Source organism: Streptomyces sp. NPDC079020 (genome assembly GCF_044542225.1).
Taxonomy (GTDB): Bacteria; Actinomycetota; Actinomycetes; order Streptomycetales; family Streptomycetaceae; genus Streptomyces.
This window is the reverse complement of the sequence record NZ_JBITUB010000004.1, coordinates 453921-471782: the sequence shown is the minus strand read 5'-3', so window position 1 is coordinate 471782 and position 17862 is coordinate 453921. Positions and strand designations below refer to the sequence as shown.

Here is a 17862-nt window from a genome sequence, read left to right as displayed (position 1 = left end):
CATGCGGTGCTGAGCTGACGGGGGTCTGGGCGTCCACCTGGTCAGACGAGGGGTGGGCGCCCCAGCCGTGTCATGTGCCAGACCGTCCGCCAGCGCATCGGCTTCCGGGGCGGGCACGGTGTCCGTACCCCTTCGAAGAAGCCGCTCCACCATGCGCGAAGCCCGGAGAGCGGGGGACGCCGCATCATGGTGAGCAGTGCCCAGACCCCCAGGTAGAGCGGGACCAGGAGAGCCGGGAGGTGGCGGCGGGCCAGCCATACCCGGTTGCGCGCCACGTTCCGGTAGTAGGCCGCGTGCCGGGCTGGGGATGTCCGGGGGTGCCTGAGCACCATGTCGGCCCGGTACTCGATGTCCCACCCGGCGTCCATCGCGCGCCAGGCGAAATCCGTCTCCTCGTGCGCGTAGAAGAACGGGGCGGGGAAGTCGCCCACCTCGGCGATCACACTCATGCGAATGGCGTGGCCACCACCGAGGAAGGTCGTCACCTTCGACGAGCGCATGGGGTCCGAAGCGCGCAGGCGGGGCACGTGGCGGCGTTGCGTCAGCCCTTCCTCGTCCTCGATACGGAACCCGGCCACACCGAGCCGGGGCGACGCGATGAACGCTTCGCGGATCAGTTGCATCGTGTCCTGACGCGGCAGAAGACCGTCGTCGTCCAGAACCACCACCACATCGATGTCGCCGCGGTCCCGCAGCCGCTGCACACCCACGTTCCGGCCCCCAGGAATACCCAGGTTCTCCGCGAGCTCTACCGCATCCACCCAGTCCGGCATCAGCGGCAGGGGAGCGCCCTGCCCGATCACGACCGTGGGCACGGGACCCCCGTCCTGCTTCTCTACCGATTCCAAGAGGGCCGCCACGAAACGCTGCTGGAAGCGGCCCTGCGGGAGCTCACCGAGGAGACAGGGATTCCGGCCGACGCCGTCACCACAGTGAGTCACCTGCCCGTCCACATCGACGTCCACCCCATCCCCGCCAACGACGCCAAGGGGGAACCCGACCACCAACACATCGACTTCCGCTTCCTCTTCCGCACCACGGCCGACATCGGTCAGCTCCAGACCGAAGAGGTGACCGGCGCCGCATGGCGCGACCCCGACACCATCGGCGACCTGACCCTCCGGCAGCGTGTCGCCCACGCCCTGCGCTGACATCCGATCCGGCAGACGTCCGGTGACTCCCAACCCGGCGCCGTCACTGCCCCGGAAGCTGAACCCACGGAGCGAACCGCTGGTCGGGGGCCGCATCCTCTCGCCAGTACCTGAGGACCGTCTCCTGCACGATGTCGAGCCGCTCAGCGGCGACAAGGCACGAGGCGGGCTCCCACCCGCCGGCGTCCGCTTCGAAGACGACCAGCACAGGCGGCCTTCCACCGAGCTGCTGCGTGACCCTCAGCAGCTCCTCGGGCGTGGGTGCGCGAAAGACGGGATCCTGAAAGGCCGCCGGACAGCGGACCAAGAGCGGGGCGGTGAAGACCAGTTCCAGCCCGTGGTGATAGCTGAGGTCGAAATCGGCGGCAAGCCGGAACTGATCACGGCCCCACGCGAGGACGTCCCAGTCCCACCAGGACCCTTCAGGGAGTTCGAGCGCGGCATGCGGTCGTTCGACGGCCACCTTCGGACCCTCAATCTGTTCGCTTCAGCACACGTGGCGGTCGCGCTCCGGTGAGTACAGGTGGCTGTCACGGAACTGCTCCGCCCCCAGCGTGCGGCCCACCATGATCACCGCTGTCCGGACGACTCCGGCCGCCTTCACCTGCTCCGCGATGGAGTCCAGCGAGCCCCGCAGGATGATCTCGTCCGGCCGGGACGCCATGGCCACCACGGCGGCCGGGCAGTCCGCGCCGTAGTGCGGGAGCAGTTCCGCCACCACCCGGTCGACGTACGCGGCGGCCAGGTGCAGCACGATCAGCGCGCCACTGCGGCCCAGGGTCGCCAGGTCCTCGCCCTCGGGCATCGCGGTCGCTCGCTGGGCGATCCGGGTGAGGATCACGGTCTGGCCGACGGTCGGCACGGTCAGCTCGCGCTTCAGCGCGGCGGCCGCGGCGGCGAACGCGGGCACCCCGGGCACCACCTCGTACGGCACCTCCGCCACGTCCAGCCGCCGCATCTGCTCGTTGACCGCGCTGAAGACCGACGGGTCGCCCGAGTGCAGCCGCGCCACGTCGTGGCCGTCGGCGTGGGCCCGTACCAGCTCCGCCGTGATCTGCTCGATGTCGAGGTTCGCCGTGTCGACCAGCCGCGCGTCCGCCGGGCACTCGGCCAGCAACTCGACCGGGACCAGGCTGCCCGCGTACAGACAGACCGGGCTGGCGGCGAGAATACGGGCGCCGCGCACCGTGATCAGGTCGGCCGCACCCGGTCCGGCGCCGATGAAGTACACGGTCATGGAGTGTCTCCTGTTGTGTCTGCTGGGGCTGGGGCTGGAGCTGAGGGTTTGCGGCACGACCACTGCGTTACGGGCATGGCCTGGCGCCAGCCGGTGAAGCCGCCGACCGGTACCGCGTGGGCCACCGCGAGGCGCACCAGCTCGCCGCCGTACGCCCGGTACCGCTCGGCGAGCAGCGCCTCGGACTCCAGGGTGACCGTGTTGGCGACCAGTCGGCCCCCCGGCGGCAGCGCGTCCCAGCAGGCGTCCAGCAGCCCGGGGGCGGTCAGCCCGCCGCCGATGAACACCGCGTCGGGCACGGGCAGTCCGGCCAGCGCCGCCGGGGCCGGGCCGGTGACCACGCGCAGGGCGGGGACCCCGAGCCGGTCCGCGTTGCGGGCGATGCGCGCGGCCCGCGCCGGGTCCCGCTCCACGGTGACCGCCCGGCACGACGGATGGGCCCGCATCCACTCGACGGCGATCGAACCGGAGCCGCCGCCGATGTCCCAGAGGAGTTCGCCGGGCGCGGGCGCCAGGGTGCCGAGCGTGGCGGCCCGGATGTGTCGCTTGGTGAGCTGGCCGTCGTGCTCGTACGCCTCGTCGGGCAGCCCGGGTACGGCGCCGAGCCGCAGCGTGTCCGGGGCGCTCCGGCACTCGACGGCGATGACGTTCAGCGGGTCGCCGGGCAGGTGCGCCCAGGTGTCCGCCGTGCCGTCGACATGGGCCTCTTCCTCGGCGCCGAGCTGTTCCAGCACCCGCAGCCGGCTCGGGCCGAAGCCGTGCTCGCGCAGCAGGGCGGCGACGGCGGCGGGCGTGGCCGCGTCGGCGCTCAGGACCAGGAGGCGGCGGCCCTCGTACAGCGCGGCGGCCAGCCGGGCGGCGGGGCGGCCCACCAGGGTGACGACCTCGGTGTCCTCCACCGGCCAGCCGAGGCGCGCGCAGGCGTACGACACCGAGGACGGGTGCGGCAGGACGTGCAGCGCCCCGGCGCCCAGTTCCTCGGTGAGCGCCCGGCCGATCCCGTAGAACATCGGGTCTCCGCTGGCCAGCACGGCGACGGTGTCGGCCCGGTGTTCGGCGAGGAGGCGCGGGACGGCGGGACGCAGCGGGGACGGCCAGGGCACGCGCCGCCCGGCGCACGATGCGGGGAGCAGCGCGAGCTGGCGCTCGCCGCCGATCAGTACGCCGGCGCCCTGGAGCGCGGTGCGCGCCGGAGCGGACAGGCCCGCCCAGCCGTCGGCGCCGATCCCCACGACGGACACGGGGTGCGCGGGCTTGGGGGCAGGAGACACGGCCGGGACCTCGGTGTTCGGGCGGGGGAGGGGAGGTGGAGGGGAGGGGAGGGGAGAGGGAGGAAGGAGACAGGCGGGGGCGGTCGGGGCGCTCAGGGGCGCTCGGGGGCGGGAGACGCAGCCGAAACTCTACTGAACGGGCCCGTCCCTCAGATGTGCAGCCCCTCCGCGAGCAGCCCCAGATGGTGGTCGTACAGCGCCGCGAGATCCGCCGTCCCGTCGCCCTCGGCCCAGTGCCGTACGACGGCGGTGAACACCGCGACGACCGCCGCGGCGGCGCAGTGGGCCTCCAGGTCGCCCGGCGGGCGCCCGGTGCGCTCGGCGATCAGTTCCGCGACGACGTCCTGGCCGTGCTGCTGCTCGTCCAGCCTGCGGGCCCGGACGGCGGGGTCGCAGAGACCCAGCCGGGTCCGGAACAGCAGCTCCTCCCGGTCGGCGGCCGACAGTTCCCCCAGGGACTCGGTCAGCGCGTGGCGTACGGCGTCCACGACCGGCTCGCCGGTGGCCGCACGGGCCCGGAGCGCACGAGCCAGCGCGAGAACCTGACCGTGGTCGTGGTCCTGCCCCTGGTCATCGGCCAGGACGATGTCCTCCTTGGCCGGGAAGTAGCGGAAGAGCGTGCTCGGGGAGACCTCGGCCGCGCAGGCGATCTGGTCCACGGTGGTCGCCTCGTACCCCTGCTCCGCGAACAGGCGGTAGGCCTCACGCCGGATGCTCCGCCGGGTCCGCAGCTTCTTCCGTTCGCGCAGCCCCATGGGCAGGCCGGGCAGGCCGGGCAGGCCGGACGGTCCGGGCGGTCCGGACAGGCCGGACGGTCCAGGTGGTCCGGGCAGGCCGGACGGTCCAGGTGGTCCGGGCAGGCCGGACGGTCCAGGTGGTCCGGGCGGGCCGGACAACGCGTCCGCGGCTGCGGGCACGGTCGAAGTCGGGGGCTCCTTGACGCTCATACGGGCAATTCTCCGGCAACAGGCGTCCGGCGGCACCACCCCGTACGGGGCAGGCCGAGTGATTCCGGAGAAGTTCCGCGCGTGGTGTCGAGAAACCGTCCCCGGCTCCGACGTCCCCTGTGAAAGCCGCCCGACCCCCGGGCGGACACAGGAACCGAGGAGCGGACTCATGAAGTATCTGGTGATGGTCCAGGGCACCCAGGCCGACTACGACACGATGTCCGGCAAGGGATCCGAGCACAGCGTGACCTGGAGCGAGGAGGACATGCAGAAGATGTTCGCCTTCATGGAGAGCGTCAACAACGACCTCGCCGAGTCCGGTGAGCTCGTGGACGCCAACGGTCTCACCGAACCCGCGCAGACCCGTTTCGTGAGCGCGGGCAAGGACGGCCGGCCGGTGATCTCGGACGGGCCGTACGGGGAGACCAAGGAACTGCTCGCCGGGTACTGGGTGCTCGACTGCGAGAGCCTGGAGCGGGTCACCGAGATCGCGGCGCGCATCGCGCTCTGCCCGCAGCCCGCGGGCGCGCCCGAATATCCGGTGGTCATCCGCCCCATCCAGGGCGAGTGCTGAGTACGCCGAAGGCCGGAGGCCGCATGTGAGCCATGAGAAGGACCGGATCGACGACCGGATCGACGACCGGATCGAGAGCCGGATCGAGAGCCGGATCGGCGACCCGATCGAGAACCGGATCGAGGACCTGTTGCGCCTGCACGCGCCGCAGGTCCTCGGCGCGCTCGTACGGCGGTACGGACACTTCGACGCGGCAGAGGACGCGGTGCAGGAGGCCCTTCTCGCGGCGGCGCGACAATGGCCGGAAGAGGGCGTGCCGGACAATCCGCGCGGCTGGCTCATCAGGATCGCGTCCCGGCGGCTGACCGACCGGCTGCGCGCCGACTCGGCCCGGCGCAGGCGCGAGGAGACGGCGGCGGCGCTCACCCCGAGGGACGCCTTCACCGCGCCGCCGCCCGGGGAGAGCCGTGCCCCCTCCGAGGACGACACCCTCACCCTGCTCTTCCTGTGCTGCCACCCGGCGCTCTCCCCCGCCGCCCAGATCGCGCTCACCCTGCGTGCGGTCGGCGGCCTGACCACCGCCGAGATCGCCCGCGCGCACCTGGTGCCCGAGGCGACCATGGCCCAGCGGATCAGCCGGGCCAAGCACAAGGTGCACGGGGCCCCGTTCCGGCAGCCGGGTCCCGAGGACCGTGACACGCGGCTGGCCGCCGTGCTCCAGGTGCTCTACCTGATCTTCAACGAGGGCTACACCGCCTCCTCCGGCCCCGCCCTGCACCGTGCGGATCTCGCCCACGAGGCCGTCCGGCTGACCCGGTCGGTACGACGCCTCCTGCCAAGGGAGGGCCGGGTGACGGGACTGCTGGCGCTCATGCTCCTCACCGAGGCCCGCAGCCCGGCGCGCACCGGCCCGGACGGTGAGCTGATCCCGCTCGACGAACAGGACCGCACCCGCTGGGACCGCTCCGCGATCGAGGAGGGGTCCGCGCTCGCCGAGGAGGCGCTGTCGCAGGGGCCGGCCGGGGACTACCAGCTCCAGGCCGCCATCGCCGCCCTGCACGACGAGGCGGAGCGCGCCGATGCCACGGACTGGCCGCAGATCCTCGCCCTGTACGACATCCTCGTGCACCGCACCCGCGACCCGATGGCCGCGCTGGGACGGGCGGTCGCCGTGGCGATGGTGCGTGGTCCGCGGGCGGGTCTGGCGGAAGTCGCCCTGCTGGAGCGCCCGTTGGCCGGACACCATCGGCTCGACGCCGTACGGGCCCATCTGCTGGAGCGGGCCGGTGACCCGGCCGGGGCGCGCGCCGCCTACCGGGCGGCGGCCGACCGCACCCTCAGCGAACCCGAGGCCCGCTATCTGCGGAACCGGGCGGACGCGCTGCCCCCGTCCCCGTGAATCCGGGCAGGAACCGACGTACGGGCGACGGGAACGGAGTCTGCGTGTTCGCGTGCGCTTCACGTCAAGGCCGGTGGCCCACGCCGGTGGCGGTTGCAGCGGCAGCGGCAGCGGGGTCTACGGCCTCCGCCCGAAGAACTCGATCTCCGCCACGGCCACCCGGCGCCCCTCCCCCGTGCCGTACGCCGAGTCGACCGTGAGCCGGGCCCGTACGGTGTCCGAGCCTCGTACGTCGAAGGTCTGCTGCCCCGACTGGTCCCGCAGCCTGAGCGTCCGGCGCGTCTCCTTGCCGTCCTTCCCGGTCAGCACCACGGTGAGCCGCGCCGGGCGTGCCTGCGTGAGGAACTCGTCCTTGCGCGCCGAGGTCCCGGAGAACACGACGACCTTCATCACCCGCACCGGCTGGGCGAACTCGCACTCCAGATACTCCCCGGCTCCGTCCCCGGCCTCCTTCGGTGCCCAGTAACGGTTGTTGAACCCGTCGAAGGCCGCACCCGCCGGATGGCCCGGCACCGCGCTGGAACTGCGGAACACGGAGGGCGGCACCGACTCGGGAGTGCCCGTCTCCTCCTTCGCGAAGCCGAACAGACCGGGCAGATACGGCAGCGCGAACCAGATCCCGACGGCCACCAGCAGCAGCACGACCGGCAGCCCGAGCCTCGGCCGCCGCCATCCGCGCCTCGGCCTGGTCCCGGCCGCATGGGACTGCCGGGGACCTCGGTGGAAGATCCGCCGCCACCACGGCGGGCGGATGCCGGGGGGCGGGCCGGGGTCGAGGAGCAGGGCGCAGCGGACACAGAGCGTGCGCCCCGGCGCGTTCTCCGTACGGCAGTTGGGGCAGCTCACCGGTGCCCCGGCGGCGACCGGGCCCGGCGTCTCGGGGGCGATCGGTCCCGGCCCCGGATCGGGCCACGCGTCGGGCCCCGGAACACGCCCGTCCGTCCCTTCCCCGGGGCGCCGGGGAGCAGCGGTGCCGGACAGCGGAGCCGGAGCGGTCGGTGGGGGTACGGATAGGGGTACGGGGGTGGGCGCGGGCGTGGGGCGTGCGGGAAGCGGCTCCGGCGCGGGGGCGGGCGCAACCAGTGGAACCGGAGGCGGCGGCGGAGGCGGTGCAGACGGTGGAGGCCCAGGTACAACCGGAGGCCCAAGCACGGGCGGCTGTACGGGCGGTTGCGCAGGCACAGGCGGTTGTGCGGCCATGGGCTGTTGAACGGGCATGGCCGGTGGCGCGGGCGGCTGTACGGGTACGGCCGGTGGCGCGAGCGGTCCTACAGGCGCGGGGAGTTGCGCGGGCGCGGGCGCAGGCGGTTGCGCGGAGGGCGCACCCCCCGGCTCCGGCTCCGGCCCCGGCTCCGGCTCCCACGCCAGGAACGCCTCGCAGGAGGCGCAGAATTCGCGCCCCGGCACGTTCCGGTGGCCGCACGACTCGCAGATCACTCCGCCCCACCCCCCGAAGCCACCGGCCCCGCGCTCCCGGCCGACGGCAGGATCTCCAGCGTGAACCCGACGTGCGCGGGAACCTCCGTACCGATCAGTTCCTCCAGCCGCACCCGGTCGACGCGCCGCCCCCGCCCGGCTTCCGGTTCGCGGACCCGGATCGTCACCCAGGCACGCGGCAGGCCCGGCAGTGGGGTGAGGGGCCGGGTCGACCACGCCGTACCGCCGCTCTCCACGATCTCCGGTTCGGTGCCGGTCTCCAGCCGTACCGCATCCGCCAGACCCCGCAGCGTCCCGCGCCGTGCGTGCCGCGCCACCGCGCCCCGGACCGCCGCCCGTTGCCGGTCCGGGGTGCTGTCCTCGTACGGCTCCACGGCCACCCACTGGGCCAGCCAGTCCAGGAAGTCGTCCGGGGCGCTGCGGGGGTCGAGGTGGGCGGGGAGGTTGTCGATGGTGAGCAGGACCGGGGCGAGTACGTCGTCGAGCGCGGCGAGGAAGCGCTGGAGGAAGTCCTGCTCCAGGTAGACGGCGGGCAGTTGCTCGATCAGCGGGTGCGGGGTCGGGAGACCGGGAACGCCGGTACGCATCGGTTCAGCCCTCCCGTACCCGGAGCGCGTGCTCGTAGCTGAAGACCAGGGCGTGCCGGTCCAGCGGAATCCTGGTGGTGGCGTCCGTGCGCTCCCCGGTCACCGGGTCGGCCCGGTAGAGGCGTACGTCCTCCACCAGGTCCACCCCCGGCACCCGCTGGAGCACGGCGAACGCCTCGCCCGACTGGATCGGCCGGCCGAACGGCCAGCCCTGCCCGTTCGGCCCCCCGGTCAGCGGGTTGAAGTACCCGTACAGCGCGGTCAGCGCCGTCTCCCGGACCCGCTCGACGACCGCCCCGCGCTCGGCCTGCACCGTGGCCACGACGGTGACGCCCTGGTAGAACGGCGGCTCGACGACCAGCCGGGCACCGATCGGACGGCGGGCGTCCAGATGCTGCGCGATGAGGCCCAGCGTGTGGGCGGGCGGGATGAGCTCGTCGAACTCGATCCGGCCCTGCTCGTCGCTGCGCCCGGCCGGTACGACGAGCAGCCGCACCCCGCCCGCGTCGGCGCCCGCGCCCGCGTGCCCCCCGGCCGCGCCGCTCCCCGCCGCCCCGCCCGTACCCCCGCCACCCGCTCCGCCTCCGGTCTCGGCACCACCGGACCCCTCGCCGTCCTCCCCGGCCCGGATGCAGTGCACCCGTGCGGCGTCCGGGGCGATCTCACGGGCCAGCAGCTCGTAGTCGTGCGGCACGACGGCCCGGTGCAGGGTCCGCAGGGTCATCGGCCCGCGCACCCGGGCGCTGTCGACGCTCTCGCCATCGACCCCGCCGAGCGCCGGACGGCGGTTCTCCACCCGGGCCACGTACGGGATCGCGCTGCGCAGGACCCGCAGGGTGGACCGGGCGACGTTGCCGCGCAGCCCGCCCCCCGTGCGGTAGGAGCGCACCCGGACGACCGCGCCCTTGTCCGGGACGTCGCCGTAGTAGCGGATGCCGCCGTCCCGTTCCCGTACGGCGGGGCCGAACTCGACCCGCCCGGAGTTCGCGTCCAGCGTGACATGGCGGTCCTCGGGCCCGGAGTGCGCGAAGTCGTCGACCCGGGTCCACCGGGTGACCCCGTCACCGCCCGCCGGACCGGACACCTCGACGACGAACTCGCCGGGAACCACGGGCGGGCGCGCCAATGTGAACACCTGGCCCGGCACCCCCTCCGCCGCCCCCAGCACCTCGTCGGCGACGGTCTCCGCGTGCTCGGCGGCGACGGTCGCGCCGATCGTGAACGCGGTGATCCGGCGGACCACGGGCGGTGCCATGTACGTCGGCTGGCCCGGCTCCGCCTCGATCAGACGGCAGCGCAGCCAGCCGCCGGTACGCCGCACCACGGCCGCCGGGACATGCGTCCTCGGCAGGTGCAGGATCAGCTCACCGGAACGGTTGAAGCCGCCCGTGTCGTCCTTCTCGACATCGCAGACCGTCCAGGCGGTGCCGTCCCACGCCTCCCAGAGCAGCGGTGGCCGCAACGGGTCGACGCCGACGCCCTCGACCCCGCAGTCCAGCCGCAGGACGAGCACGCCCGCCGGAACGGCCGCCGACAGCCCCACGTACAGACAGTCCCCCGGCGCCGGGGTGGCCCCGAAGCACGCCACGTCCCGCCCGAGCGCCAGCTCCTCCGTACGGTCCACGGCCTCCCCGGGCGAGGGCCAGGTGGCGAGATGGGCGAAGGCGCAGGGCACGATGGTCAGGGTCTCGGAGGTGGTGAAGACGACCGCCTCCTCCGTCTCCGTACGGACCGTGGCGACCTCCGTGCCGGCCCGCACCACCACCGGCTCGGGCTGCGGTGCGGACAGCCGGAACGTCACATCGGTGTGCGCGGCCGTGGGCGGGTGGAGCCGCACCCCGATCAGGTCGAGGAAGGTCAGGTAGCTCTTCTCCGGCACCCGGTTCACCCGGTAGACGAGCTGGTCGACCATGGTCGCGAACGCCTCGATGAGCGTCACCCCGGGGTCGGACACATTGTGGTCGGTCCACTCCGGACAGCGCTGCTGCACCAGGCGTTTGGCCTCGTCCACCAGGTCCTGGAAGCGGCGGTCGTCCAGATGCGGACTGGGCAGCGTCACGCGCCGGTCTCCTCGTCGTTGGTCGCGTCCTGGGCGTGCTGCGGAATCACATAGAACGGGAAGACCAGATTCCGGGGGTCGTTGGCACCGCGCACGGTGTACCCGATGTCGATGTAGAGCACCCCCTCGTCCGCCTCGTCGAACCGGACGACGACCTCGGCCACCTCGATCCGGGGCTCCCAGCGCTCCAGCGCCAGACGCACCTCGTACGCGAGCTGCCCCGCCGTCCCCGCGTCGGCGGGCGCGAACACGTAGTCGTTGACGGCGCAGCCGAACTCCGGCCGCATCGGCCGTTCCCCCGGTGAGGTCGCCAGGATCAGCCGGATCGACTCCTCCAGCTCGTGCTCACCGCGCACGAGCGCGATCGACCCGGTGGCGTCCGTACGCGGCGGGAACGCCCAGCCCGCGCCGATGAACTGCTGTCCCATGCCGCCTCAGCCCCCGATCAGCACCGACGCGCACCCGGACACGACCGGCGCCCCGCAGCCCGCCAGGTCCCCGACGCGGGCGGCGGGCTGACCGCCGATCAGCACGGTGGAGCTGCCGGGCGGCGCGATGACGGACGGCGGATGGGCGGCGGGGGACGCGCACTGGTGCGCGGTGCCGACCGTGGCGGCGGGCTGCCCGCCGATGAGCACGGACGGCACACCGGGCGGCCCGACCGTGCCGGGGTGCCCGGTGGGGTCGCCGACCCGGGCGGCTGCGGCGGATGCTGCTGCTGCCGACATGCGGTCCACTCCTGTTCCTGTACGTGTCCGTGTGCGTGTCCGTGTGCGTGTTCCCGTACGTGTCCCTGTGCGTGTTCCCGTACGCGCTTCCCTTGCGTTCTTCTCGTGCGTGTACGTCAGTTGAGCTTGATCATCGGAGCGTTCACGGACACCGAGGCACCGCTCTTGATGTCGGTGCGCCGGGTGCCGTTGACCGAGACCTGGCCCCCCTGCACCTCCACCGCACCACCGGTGGAGAGCGCGACCTTTCCGGTGCCGCCGTCCAGAGCCACCCCACTGCGGGACGTCAAGGTGACGCTGTCACCGGCAAGTTCGAGGGCACCGCGCCCCGCGTCCAGGACCACACCCTTGGCCGCCGTGATGGAGACCTGTTCCTTGGCCTCGATCGTCACGCTGCCGTCGCTGTTGATGACGATGGCCGTGCCCTTGCGGTCGAGGTCGATGGTGAGCTTGCCGTCGCCGGTACGGAGCCTGACGCCCTGCGGGCCGTTCGCCGCGTCCAGCAGCTCCAGTTGGTTACCGCTCTTCGAGGCGAAGGTGCGCCGGTTCACGGCACCGCTCGTGGGGTCGACCAGCTCACCACCGTCACCGCCGCCGGGAGCACCAGTGGCCCCAGGAGCACCACCGACCCCGGAAACACCGCCGGCCTCGGAGCCACTACCAGCCCCAGGAACACCGCTCGCCCCGGAGCCACCACCGACCCCAGGAGCACTGCCCGGCCCGGAACCACCACCGGCCCCGGAGCCGCCCCCCGGCCGGTCCTGCCCGTTGTACAGCCCGGCCAGCACGTACGGCCGGTCCAGATGCCCGTGCTCGAACCCGACCAGCACCTCGTCGCCGACCTCCGGGATGAACGCCTCGCCGCCGCCCGTCCCGCCCGACTGCGCCGTACGCGCCCAGTCGCTCGCGTACTCGTCCGACAGCCACGGGAACCTGACCTTGACCCGCCCCGAGCCCTCCGGGTCCTGGGTGTCCGTCACGGTCCCGCTGACCAGCCCGGCGCAGCGCGACCCGCCGTTGCCGCCGCCACCGCTCCCGCCCGGCGCTCCCCCGGTCAGCCCGAACAGCGAGCGCTCCTGCTGCCCGGAGACCGTGATCCAGGTCTCGTACCCGCGCACGGCGTCGAAGACATGGCGCGAGGACGTCACGGTGTACCGGCCCTCGAACGGCGCACCCACCGCGTTCAGCGCCACCGCGCTGCCCGCCCTGACCTCCGGGTTCCCCCGGATCACCGCCTCCAGCTCCGCGAACGACCCGGCGATCCGCTCCGCCAGGGCCTTCGCCGCCTGGTCGACCTGCGCCTGGGCCCCGTACGCCGTGTCCGTCACCACGAACCGCGCCTCGCCGAACGGGGCGCACACCTCCGCCGCCGTCACCCCCAGCTCCAGCGTCGACGACTTCCCCGCCGGCGCCCTGCCCACCAACGGCTGCTTCGCCTGGACGTCCCAGCCACGCACCTCCACCTCGGAGACCTGCTCGGCGGCGGACACCCCGGCCCGGCAGCGGAGGAGATTGCTGCCCAGTTCCAGGACGAGCGGATCGCGGTCGGCGCGCGCCGAACCGTCCGGCGCCCCGCTCGCCTCGGCGGGCCGGGTGATGTGCAACTGCCCGTCGCGCACGTACGCCTGGGCCCCGGCCTCCTCGGCGAGGCCGCGTACGAACTCCCAGTCGGTGATGTTGGGCTGGGCGATGTGTTCGAGTACGGGCCCGGCGATGTCCACGTTCCCCGGCTTCAGCCCCGCGCGCCGGGCGACCTGGCCGCAGATGTCGGCGAGCGTCATGTTCTGGTAGCTGGCCACCCGGCGCCCCCGGAAGAGGCGGTGCGACTCGTCGAGTCCGCGTACGACGGTGAAGGTGCCGGTCTCGTCCAGCTCCACCTCCAGGGCGGTCACCACTCCGTCGAGCAGCGGCTTCGGAGCCGTGTCACCACCCGCGCGGGCCAGCAGCCGGGCCTCGCTGCCGATCTTCAGCCCGGCCTGTTCCAGCAGCACCCGGTCCGGGTCCCGGAACCGCAGCAGGAACAGGTCCGGGAGCGTACGGCTGTCGTCGACGTACCCCTCGACCAGCGTGTTCACGAACTTCGCCGGCAGCGGTGTGCCGCCGAACTCCACCACCAGCGCGGTGGCGACGCCCTGGTGCGCCATCAGCCCCGCCCCTCCCGGTCGGCGGACCCCTGGAGCCGGCTCAGCTCGTCGAGGGCGGGCAGGAGGAGCTGGGTCCCCGGCGCGATCCGCATCGGGTCGTCGACGCCGTTCGCCTCGGCGATCACCCGCCAGGCACCGGCGTCCCCGTACTCCCGGTGGGCCAGCGACGGCAGCGAGTCCCCGGCGTCCACCCGGTGCACGCGCCGGGCGGCCAGCGCGCCGGAGGTCGGGTTCTGCCCCGGTGTCTCCCCGCTGATCTCCTCCATCGTGACCTGGCAGACGGCCCGGATGGGCACTCCCGACGTCGTGAACAGGGTGTATTTCGCGGCCACTTGACTGACGTACCCGGGGAACCCCGTCAGGCCGCCCCAGTGGAAGACCACCCACGGCGGCGAGGACCGCTGCTGCTGCCGGGTCTCGTTCGTCGGCACGCAGCACGCGAACAGCTGCTCCACCGAGGTCACCACCCGGGTGTCCTGGGTGTCGCTGGCGTCGAAGAACATCTCGACGGTGAGCTTGCTGGGCTGCGACCCCTGGTACTCCGGCGGCCCGGAGCTCTTCGCCCCCTTGGCCGGAGTCCGCTTCCAGGAAGCCGCCTTGGTCAGGCTCAGCTCCTTCGGATTGAACTGGAAGTCGATCCGCCCGCACGGGCCGCCGGGCGTCAGCCCGCCCCCGGTCGGCGGGGTCCGCAGCTCCAGGTAGGCGTGCTCCAGCTTGGGCCGGGCCGAGCCGCCCTTCGCGGCGGACGCCACCCCCGACGTACCGGCGGCACTGAAGGCGATGGGTCCTGCCCCGGCCATGTGCTCAGCCCTCCATCACATAGCCGTGATGGGCGATCTCGATGGTCTCCATCGCGACCTTCGGCGACTCGGGTGTGAAGGACGGACCGGTCCAGCGCACGGGAACGACCTCCAGCAGCCCCCACTCGGCCACCTTCCGCCCGTCCCCGGTCCGCGCCTCGATGTGCGCGGTCTTGCGGCTGAAGCCGGTCGTCATCGTGGCGAACCAGCGCGCCACCTTCTCCGTCTCCCGGGTGAGCGGCCGGGACAGCTTCACGTTGGAGTACTTCAGGCGGGTCGGCAGCTGCCAGAGGTGGCCGTTGTTGCCGCCCTCCTCACGGGTTTCGAGCACCACTTCGCAGCCCAGGCCGTCACATGTGTTGAACGACCCCAGCTCGATGTCGTCGATGGTCACGACGAAGCAGACGCTGACGGCGGGGTCGCCGTCCTGGGCGGTGGCCATGACTCGTACCTCTCTCACTGGGCGGTGATCGGTTCTCACTGGGTGGTGATCGGTGACGCGTGGCGATCAGTGGCGGGCGGTCATCAGTGACGGGGGTTCATCGGTGGCGGGCGGTGACCAGTGGCGGGCGGTCATCGGTGGCAGGTGGTCATCAGTGGCGGGTGTTGATCAGGAATCCGGCGCGTTCGCGTTCCAGTCGGAGATCGGCCTTGAGAAGGCGGCTGAGCGGTGCATACAGGGCCCGGACCAGCTCGTCCGTCACGGCGGGCGCACCGCCCTGACCGGGCCCGGCCCCAGCGGCCCCACCGGCACGGGACTCCGGGGAACCCCCTGCGTCGGGGGACGCGGGATCGGATCCCGCCTCCATGTCCGGTACGGAATCGGGTACGGGGTCGGGTTCGGGTGCGGGATCGGGCGGCGGGGGCTCCTCGCTGATCTCCGCATCCCGCTGCACGACGGGCCGCGAGGTACCGGAGGAGAACGAAGGGAACGAAGGCGAAGCGGCGGACGGAAAGACCACGCTCCCATCGGCCATGCGCTGGGCGACCCCGGCCGCGACGGCGAAGGCACCGGCGGTGGGGATGCCGCTACGGCTGCCGCTCCCGGCCAAGCCCCCGGCGCCCGCCCCCGACAGGGACGCGGGGACCGGCGGGGGCCCTCCGCCCGCCCTTCGCTGCACGGGAAGGCGCGGGGGCATGGAGGGCGCACCTCCCGGGAAGGGGCCGAGCGCGCGCTGCACCGCGGCGGGCGGGGCGGCGGTCAGACCCACGGGAGCCACCGCCGACGCTCCCGGAGCCCCGGTGGTCCACCGCACGGGGACGGCAACGGGAACGGAGCCCGGCACGCCATCCGGCGCGACGGAGGAAGGACCGGCCCGCGAACCCTCCCCGTCCGCCGGCGAACGCTGCACGGCGGGCCCCACCGCCCCTGCGCCCCCGCCGCTACTGCCGGCGGTACGGGGCACCAACGGCCGGTCGCCGAGCAACGGAGCAGTAAAGAGGGCGGGCGCGGCAGGTACAGCGGACGCGGCAGAAGCGGCAGAAGCGACGGCGGAACGCTGAACCGGTGCCTCACCGGCACTCGTCCCCCCGTCTCCACCACCGCCACCGTCTCCGTATCCACCACCGCCACCGTCTCCGTCTCCGTCGCCGCCACCGCCGTACACGACGCCGACGAGCGGATCGTCACCGAGAAGCGGCGCGGCGACCTCGCCCGCGTCCGCGCCACCGGAGTCCCCGGCCACCCCGGCCGCCCCGGCCGCCCCGGCGCCGCCCTCGCTCGTGCCCCCGGGCACGGACGCGGCGGCCTGCCGCTGGGCCGTCGGAGGCAGACCGGGCAGAGGCGCACCGAGTCCGGGCACGCGCCGGGTCGGCTCCCCCGCCGGAGCCGAAGGCTCCACCGCACGCTGAACAGCGCCCGAGGCGCCTGGTGCCGAGGGTGCCGAGGGGGCCGGAGGTTCGAGGGACGCTACGAGGGGTCGCTCACCGACGAGTTGGCGTACGGGAAGATCGGCGACCGCGCCCTCGCCGACCGACGTCAGGGCGGGCTCACCACCCCCGTGAACACGCTGTACGGGGGCGGGTACGGATACCGCTGCGGGTACGGCAGACGGCGCGGGAACGGAACCCGCCGCACGCCCCGGCACGGTCTCCCTCCGCATCGGCATCTCGACGGACCGCTGGGCCGTGCTCGCGGCGCGCGGGCCCACCGGCGCCGGAGCGGTGATCCCGTGGACGAGCCCGGCGGGCGCCTCGGGGCTGACGAGGTGCCCCAGCGACGTACCGAGCGCGGTGTCCTGCCGGGTGGTCAGCGACTGCTCGAACCCGGAGGTGCCCATGACGAGATCCTGCTCGGCCACGGTCCGCTGGATGGGCGCGATCCGGCTCACATCGACACGTTCGCTCCGGGCACCCGCGTCAGCCGCCTCGGCCGCCTCGGCCGCCTCGGCCGCGTCACCCGTATCCGCCCGTGGACCGTCCGCGGCGGCCGGCGACGCGGACGCATCGCTGGAACGACCGCCGCGCAGCCAGGACATCAGCCCCATGGATCTCTCGTCCCCCCTGCGCTACTCGCTACCGCCCGTTGAGGCGAGCGACCTGTGCGACGAACTTCAGGCGTTCCGGATGTTCCAGGTCCAGCAGGTCGTCGAGCGGCCAGTGGAAGTGATAGGCGAGGTACGCGACCTCCTCGTAGAGCAGGTCGGCCGCGTACGTCACGATTCCCCCAGGCGGCCACCGGCGAGATCCACCGCGAACTCCTCCTGGCAGGACGGACAGGTGACGGCGGCGCGTGTGTGGCCCTCGGCATTGATCCGCCGATAGAAGTCCTGGAGGAACGCCAGGTCGGAGGCGAACAGATCCTCGATGACGCCCGGGTGGATGTCCTCGACGGTTCCGATCCGGGTGACGACGCGGGCGATGAGCACGACCGACAGGTACGCGGAGTTCTCCCGCACCCGGTCGTCCCGCAACGGCACCAGCTCGTCGCGGGCGGTCGCGAGCCGCATCACTCCGCTGCGGTGCACGACGCCCGCGTCATCGACGTACCCACGAGGCAGCTCGAAGGCGAACTCGGTGCGCAGGGGCTCGGGTTGAGGCGCCCGGGAATGCTCCACCCGCTCCGCCGGCCCGGCCTGCTGCTGCCCCGGGGCCTGGAACTGGACCGTACGCCGCATCAGTCGAGTTCCATGCTCTCGTAGGTGATCGCCAGCTTCTCCGTCAGGACCGAGGTGTCACCGGCCTTGAGCGTGCCGATCTCCAGGGACTTCGGCCAGGCGTTGATGAGCTTGTAGCGCTTGATCGGCATGCCCTCGTAGTCGTAGACGATGACGGCGCCGTTGCGTCGGGCATCCGTCATGCGGCCGAACCGGGAGTCCTTGATCCAGCGCTCGAAGCTGTTGTCCTCCGTGAGACCACGGGTGACGGTGACCTCTCCGGCCTTGGGGCGGCCGGGCAGCTTCTTGATGGCGTACTTGCCGTCGGCGGTGTTCTGCTTCAGCTCGATGACGTCCTGCTCCATCTTCAGACCGCTGACCTCGGTGATCTGCTTGATGATGACGCTGTCGAATTCGAGGCCGAAGGAATGCCCGACGGAACTGTCGAGATCGGGAAGTGGCACAACAGACTCCTTACGCCGTGCTCAGAAAG

The 17862-nt window shown here is 73.0% G+C and carries 20 protein-coding genes; 3 read left to right on the top strand and 17 right to left on the bottom strand.

The genetic code is table 11. The features are described 5' to 3' along the window. Positions 1-41 precede the first annotated feature (41 nt). Positions 42-860, bottom strand: coding sequence for a glycosyltransferase family 2 protein (locus tag ACIGJO_RS11650; RefSeq protein ID WP_399955726.1), 819 nt, complete (start codon positions 858-860; stop codon positions 42-44). Here ACIGJO_RS11650 and ACIGJO_RS11645 point away from each other — a divergent pair. After that, positions 756-1151, top strand: coding sequence for an NUDIX domain-containing protein (locus tag ACIGJO_RS11645; RefSeq protein WP_399955724.1), 396 nt, complete (start codon positions 756-758; stop codon positions 1149-1151). The two genes, ACIGJO_RS11650 and ACIGJO_RS11645, sit on opposite strands and share 105 nt — an antisense overlap. A 43-nt stretch (positions 1152-1194) precedes the next feature. Here the strand turns inward: ACIGJO_RS11645 and ACIGJO_RS11640 are convergent, their stop codons facing one another. The 4 genes from ACIGJO_RS11640 to ACIGJO_RS11625 all read right to left on the bottom strand — a co-directional run bounded on the left by ACIGJO_RS11640 (position 1195) and on the right by ACIGJO_RS11625 (position 4606). Then, the gene (locus ACIGJO_RS11640) at positions 1195-1614 is read right to left on the bottom strand and encodes a hypothetical protein (protein WP_399955593.1); all 420 of its coding nucleotides are present in this window, start codon (positions 1612-1614) and stop codon (positions 1195-1197) included. Positions 1615-1638: 24 nt separating this feature from the next. Further along, entirely contained in the window at positions 1639-2388 is a 750-nt protein-coding gene (gene cobM / locus ACIGJO_RS11635; RefSeq protein ID WP_399955591.1) for a precorrin-4 C(11)-methyltransferase, read from the bottom strand. Next, positions 2385-3659 carry a precorrin-6y C5,15-methyltransferase (decarboxylating) subunit CbiE gene (gene cbiE / locus ACIGJO_RS11630; protein WP_399955587.1) on the bottom strand — a complete coding sequence of 425 codons (1275 nt, stop codon included), beginning with the start codon at positions 3657-3659 and terminating at the stop codon, positions 2385-2387. The genes cobM and cbiE overlap by 4 nt, the downstream gene beginning before the upstream one ends. A 149-nt stretch (positions 3660-3808) precedes the next feature. Further along, positions 3809-4606 (bottom strand): TetR/AcrR family transcriptional regulator, encoded by a 798-nt coding sequence (locus ACIGJO_RS11625; RefSeq protein WP_399955584.1) that lies wholly within the window; start codon positions 4604-4606, stop codon positions 3809-3811. Between the two features lie 169 nt (positions 4607-4775). Here ACIGJO_RS11625 and ACIGJO_RS11620 point away from each other — a divergent pair, with 169 nt between their 5' ends. Further along, on the top strand, positions 4776-5180 hold the full coding sequence (locus ACIGJO_RS11620; protein ID WP_266932475.1) for a YciI family protein: 405 nt from the start codon (positions 4776-4778) through the stop codon (positions 5178-5180). 106 nt (positions 5181-5286) lie between these two features. Further along, the gene (locus ACIGJO_RS11615; protein ID WP_399955722.1) at positions 5287-6519 is read left to right on the top strand and encodes an RNA polymerase sigma factor; all 1233 of its coding nucleotides are present in this window, start codon (positions 5287-5289) and stop codon (positions 6517-6519) included. 117 nt (positions 6520-6636) lie between these two features. Here ACIGJO_RS11615 and ACIGJO_RS11610 read toward each other — a convergent pair whose 3' ends face one another. The 12 genes from ACIGJO_RS11610 to ACIGJO_RS11555 all read right to left on the bottom strand — a co-directional run bounded on the left by ACIGJO_RS11610 (position 6637) and on the right by ACIGJO_RS11555 (position 17833). Next, positions 6637-7365, bottom strand: coding sequence for a discoidin domain-containing protein (locus ACIGJO_RS11610; RefSeq protein ID WP_266932476.1), 729 nt, complete (start codon positions 7363-7365; stop codon positions 6637-6639). Positions 7366-7952: 587 nt separating this feature from the next. Then, entirely contained in the window at positions 7953-8543 is a 591-nt protein-coding gene (locus ACIGJO_RS11605) for a phage tail protein (RefSeq protein ID WP_399955580.1), read from the bottom strand. A 4-nt stretch (positions 8544-8547) separates the two neighbouring features. After that, positions 8548-10602 (bottom strand): putative baseplate assembly protein, encoded by a 2055-nt coding sequence (locus ACIGJO_RS11600; RefSeq protein WP_399955577.1) that lies wholly within the window; start codon positions 10600-10602, stop codon positions 8548-8550. Continuing rightward, entirely contained in the window at positions 10599-11030 is a 432-nt protein-coding gene (locus ACIGJO_RS11595; RefSeq protein ID WP_266932479.1) for a GPW/gp25 family protein, read from the bottom strand. Before ACIGJO_RS11595 ends, ACIGJO_RS11600 begins: the two co-directional genes overlap by 4 nt. 6 nt (positions 11031-11036) lie before the next feature. Continuing rightward, positions 11037-11330: a PAAR domain-containing protein gene (locus ACIGJO_RS11590; RefSeq protein ID WP_399955574.1), complete on the bottom strand. Its 294-nt coding sequence runs from the start codon at positions 11328-11330 to the stop codon at positions 11037-11039. 116 nt (positions 11331-11446) lie between these two features. Continuing rightward, positions 11447-13474, bottom strand: a complete 2028-nt coding sequence (locus ACIGJO_RS11585) for a VgrG-related protein (protein WP_399955570.1) — start codon at positions 13472-13474, stop codon at positions 11447-11449. Continuing rightward, the gene (locus ACIGJO_RS11580) at positions 13474-14274 is read right to left on the bottom strand and encodes a peptidase M23 (RefSeq protein ID WP_399955567.1); all 801 of its coding nucleotides are present in this window, start codon (positions 14272-14274) and stop codon (positions 13474-13476) included. Before ACIGJO_RS11580 ends, ACIGJO_RS11585 begins: the two co-directional genes overlap by 1 nt. 4 nt (positions 14275-14278) lie before the next feature. Continuing rightward, on the bottom strand, positions 14279-14716 hold the full coding sequence (locus tag ACIGJO_RS11575) for a phage tail protein (protein WP_266932484.1): 438 nt from the start codon (positions 14714-14716) through the stop codon (positions 14279-14281). Positions 14717-14867: 151 nt separating this feature from the next. Further along, on the bottom strand, positions 14868-16760 hold the full coding sequence (locus tag ACIGJO_RS11570; protein WP_399955564.1) for a hypothetical protein: 1893 nt from the start codon (positions 16758-16760) through the stop codon (positions 14868-14870). 28 nt (positions 16761-16788) lie between these two features. After that, complete coding sequence (locus ACIGJO_RS11565) at positions 16789-16932, bottom strand: DUF6760 family protein (RefSeq protein ID WP_327219427.1); 144 nt, start codon at positions 16930-16932, stop codon at positions 16789-16791. After that, positions 16929-17390 (bottom strand): hypothetical protein, encoded by a 462-nt coding sequence (locus tag ACIGJO_RS11560; protein WP_399955560.1) that lies wholly within the window; start codon positions 17388-17390, stop codon positions 16929-16931. Before ACIGJO_RS11560 ends, ACIGJO_RS11565 begins: the two co-directional genes overlap by 4 nt. Next, on the bottom strand, positions 17390-17833 hold the full coding sequence (locus tag ACIGJO_RS11555; protein WP_266932489.1) for a phage tail protein: 444 nt from the start codon (positions 17831-17833) through the stop codon (positions 17390-17392). Before ACIGJO_RS11555 ends, ACIGJO_RS11560 begins: the two co-directional genes overlap by 1 nt. Positions 17834-17862: the final 29 nt, after the last annotated feature.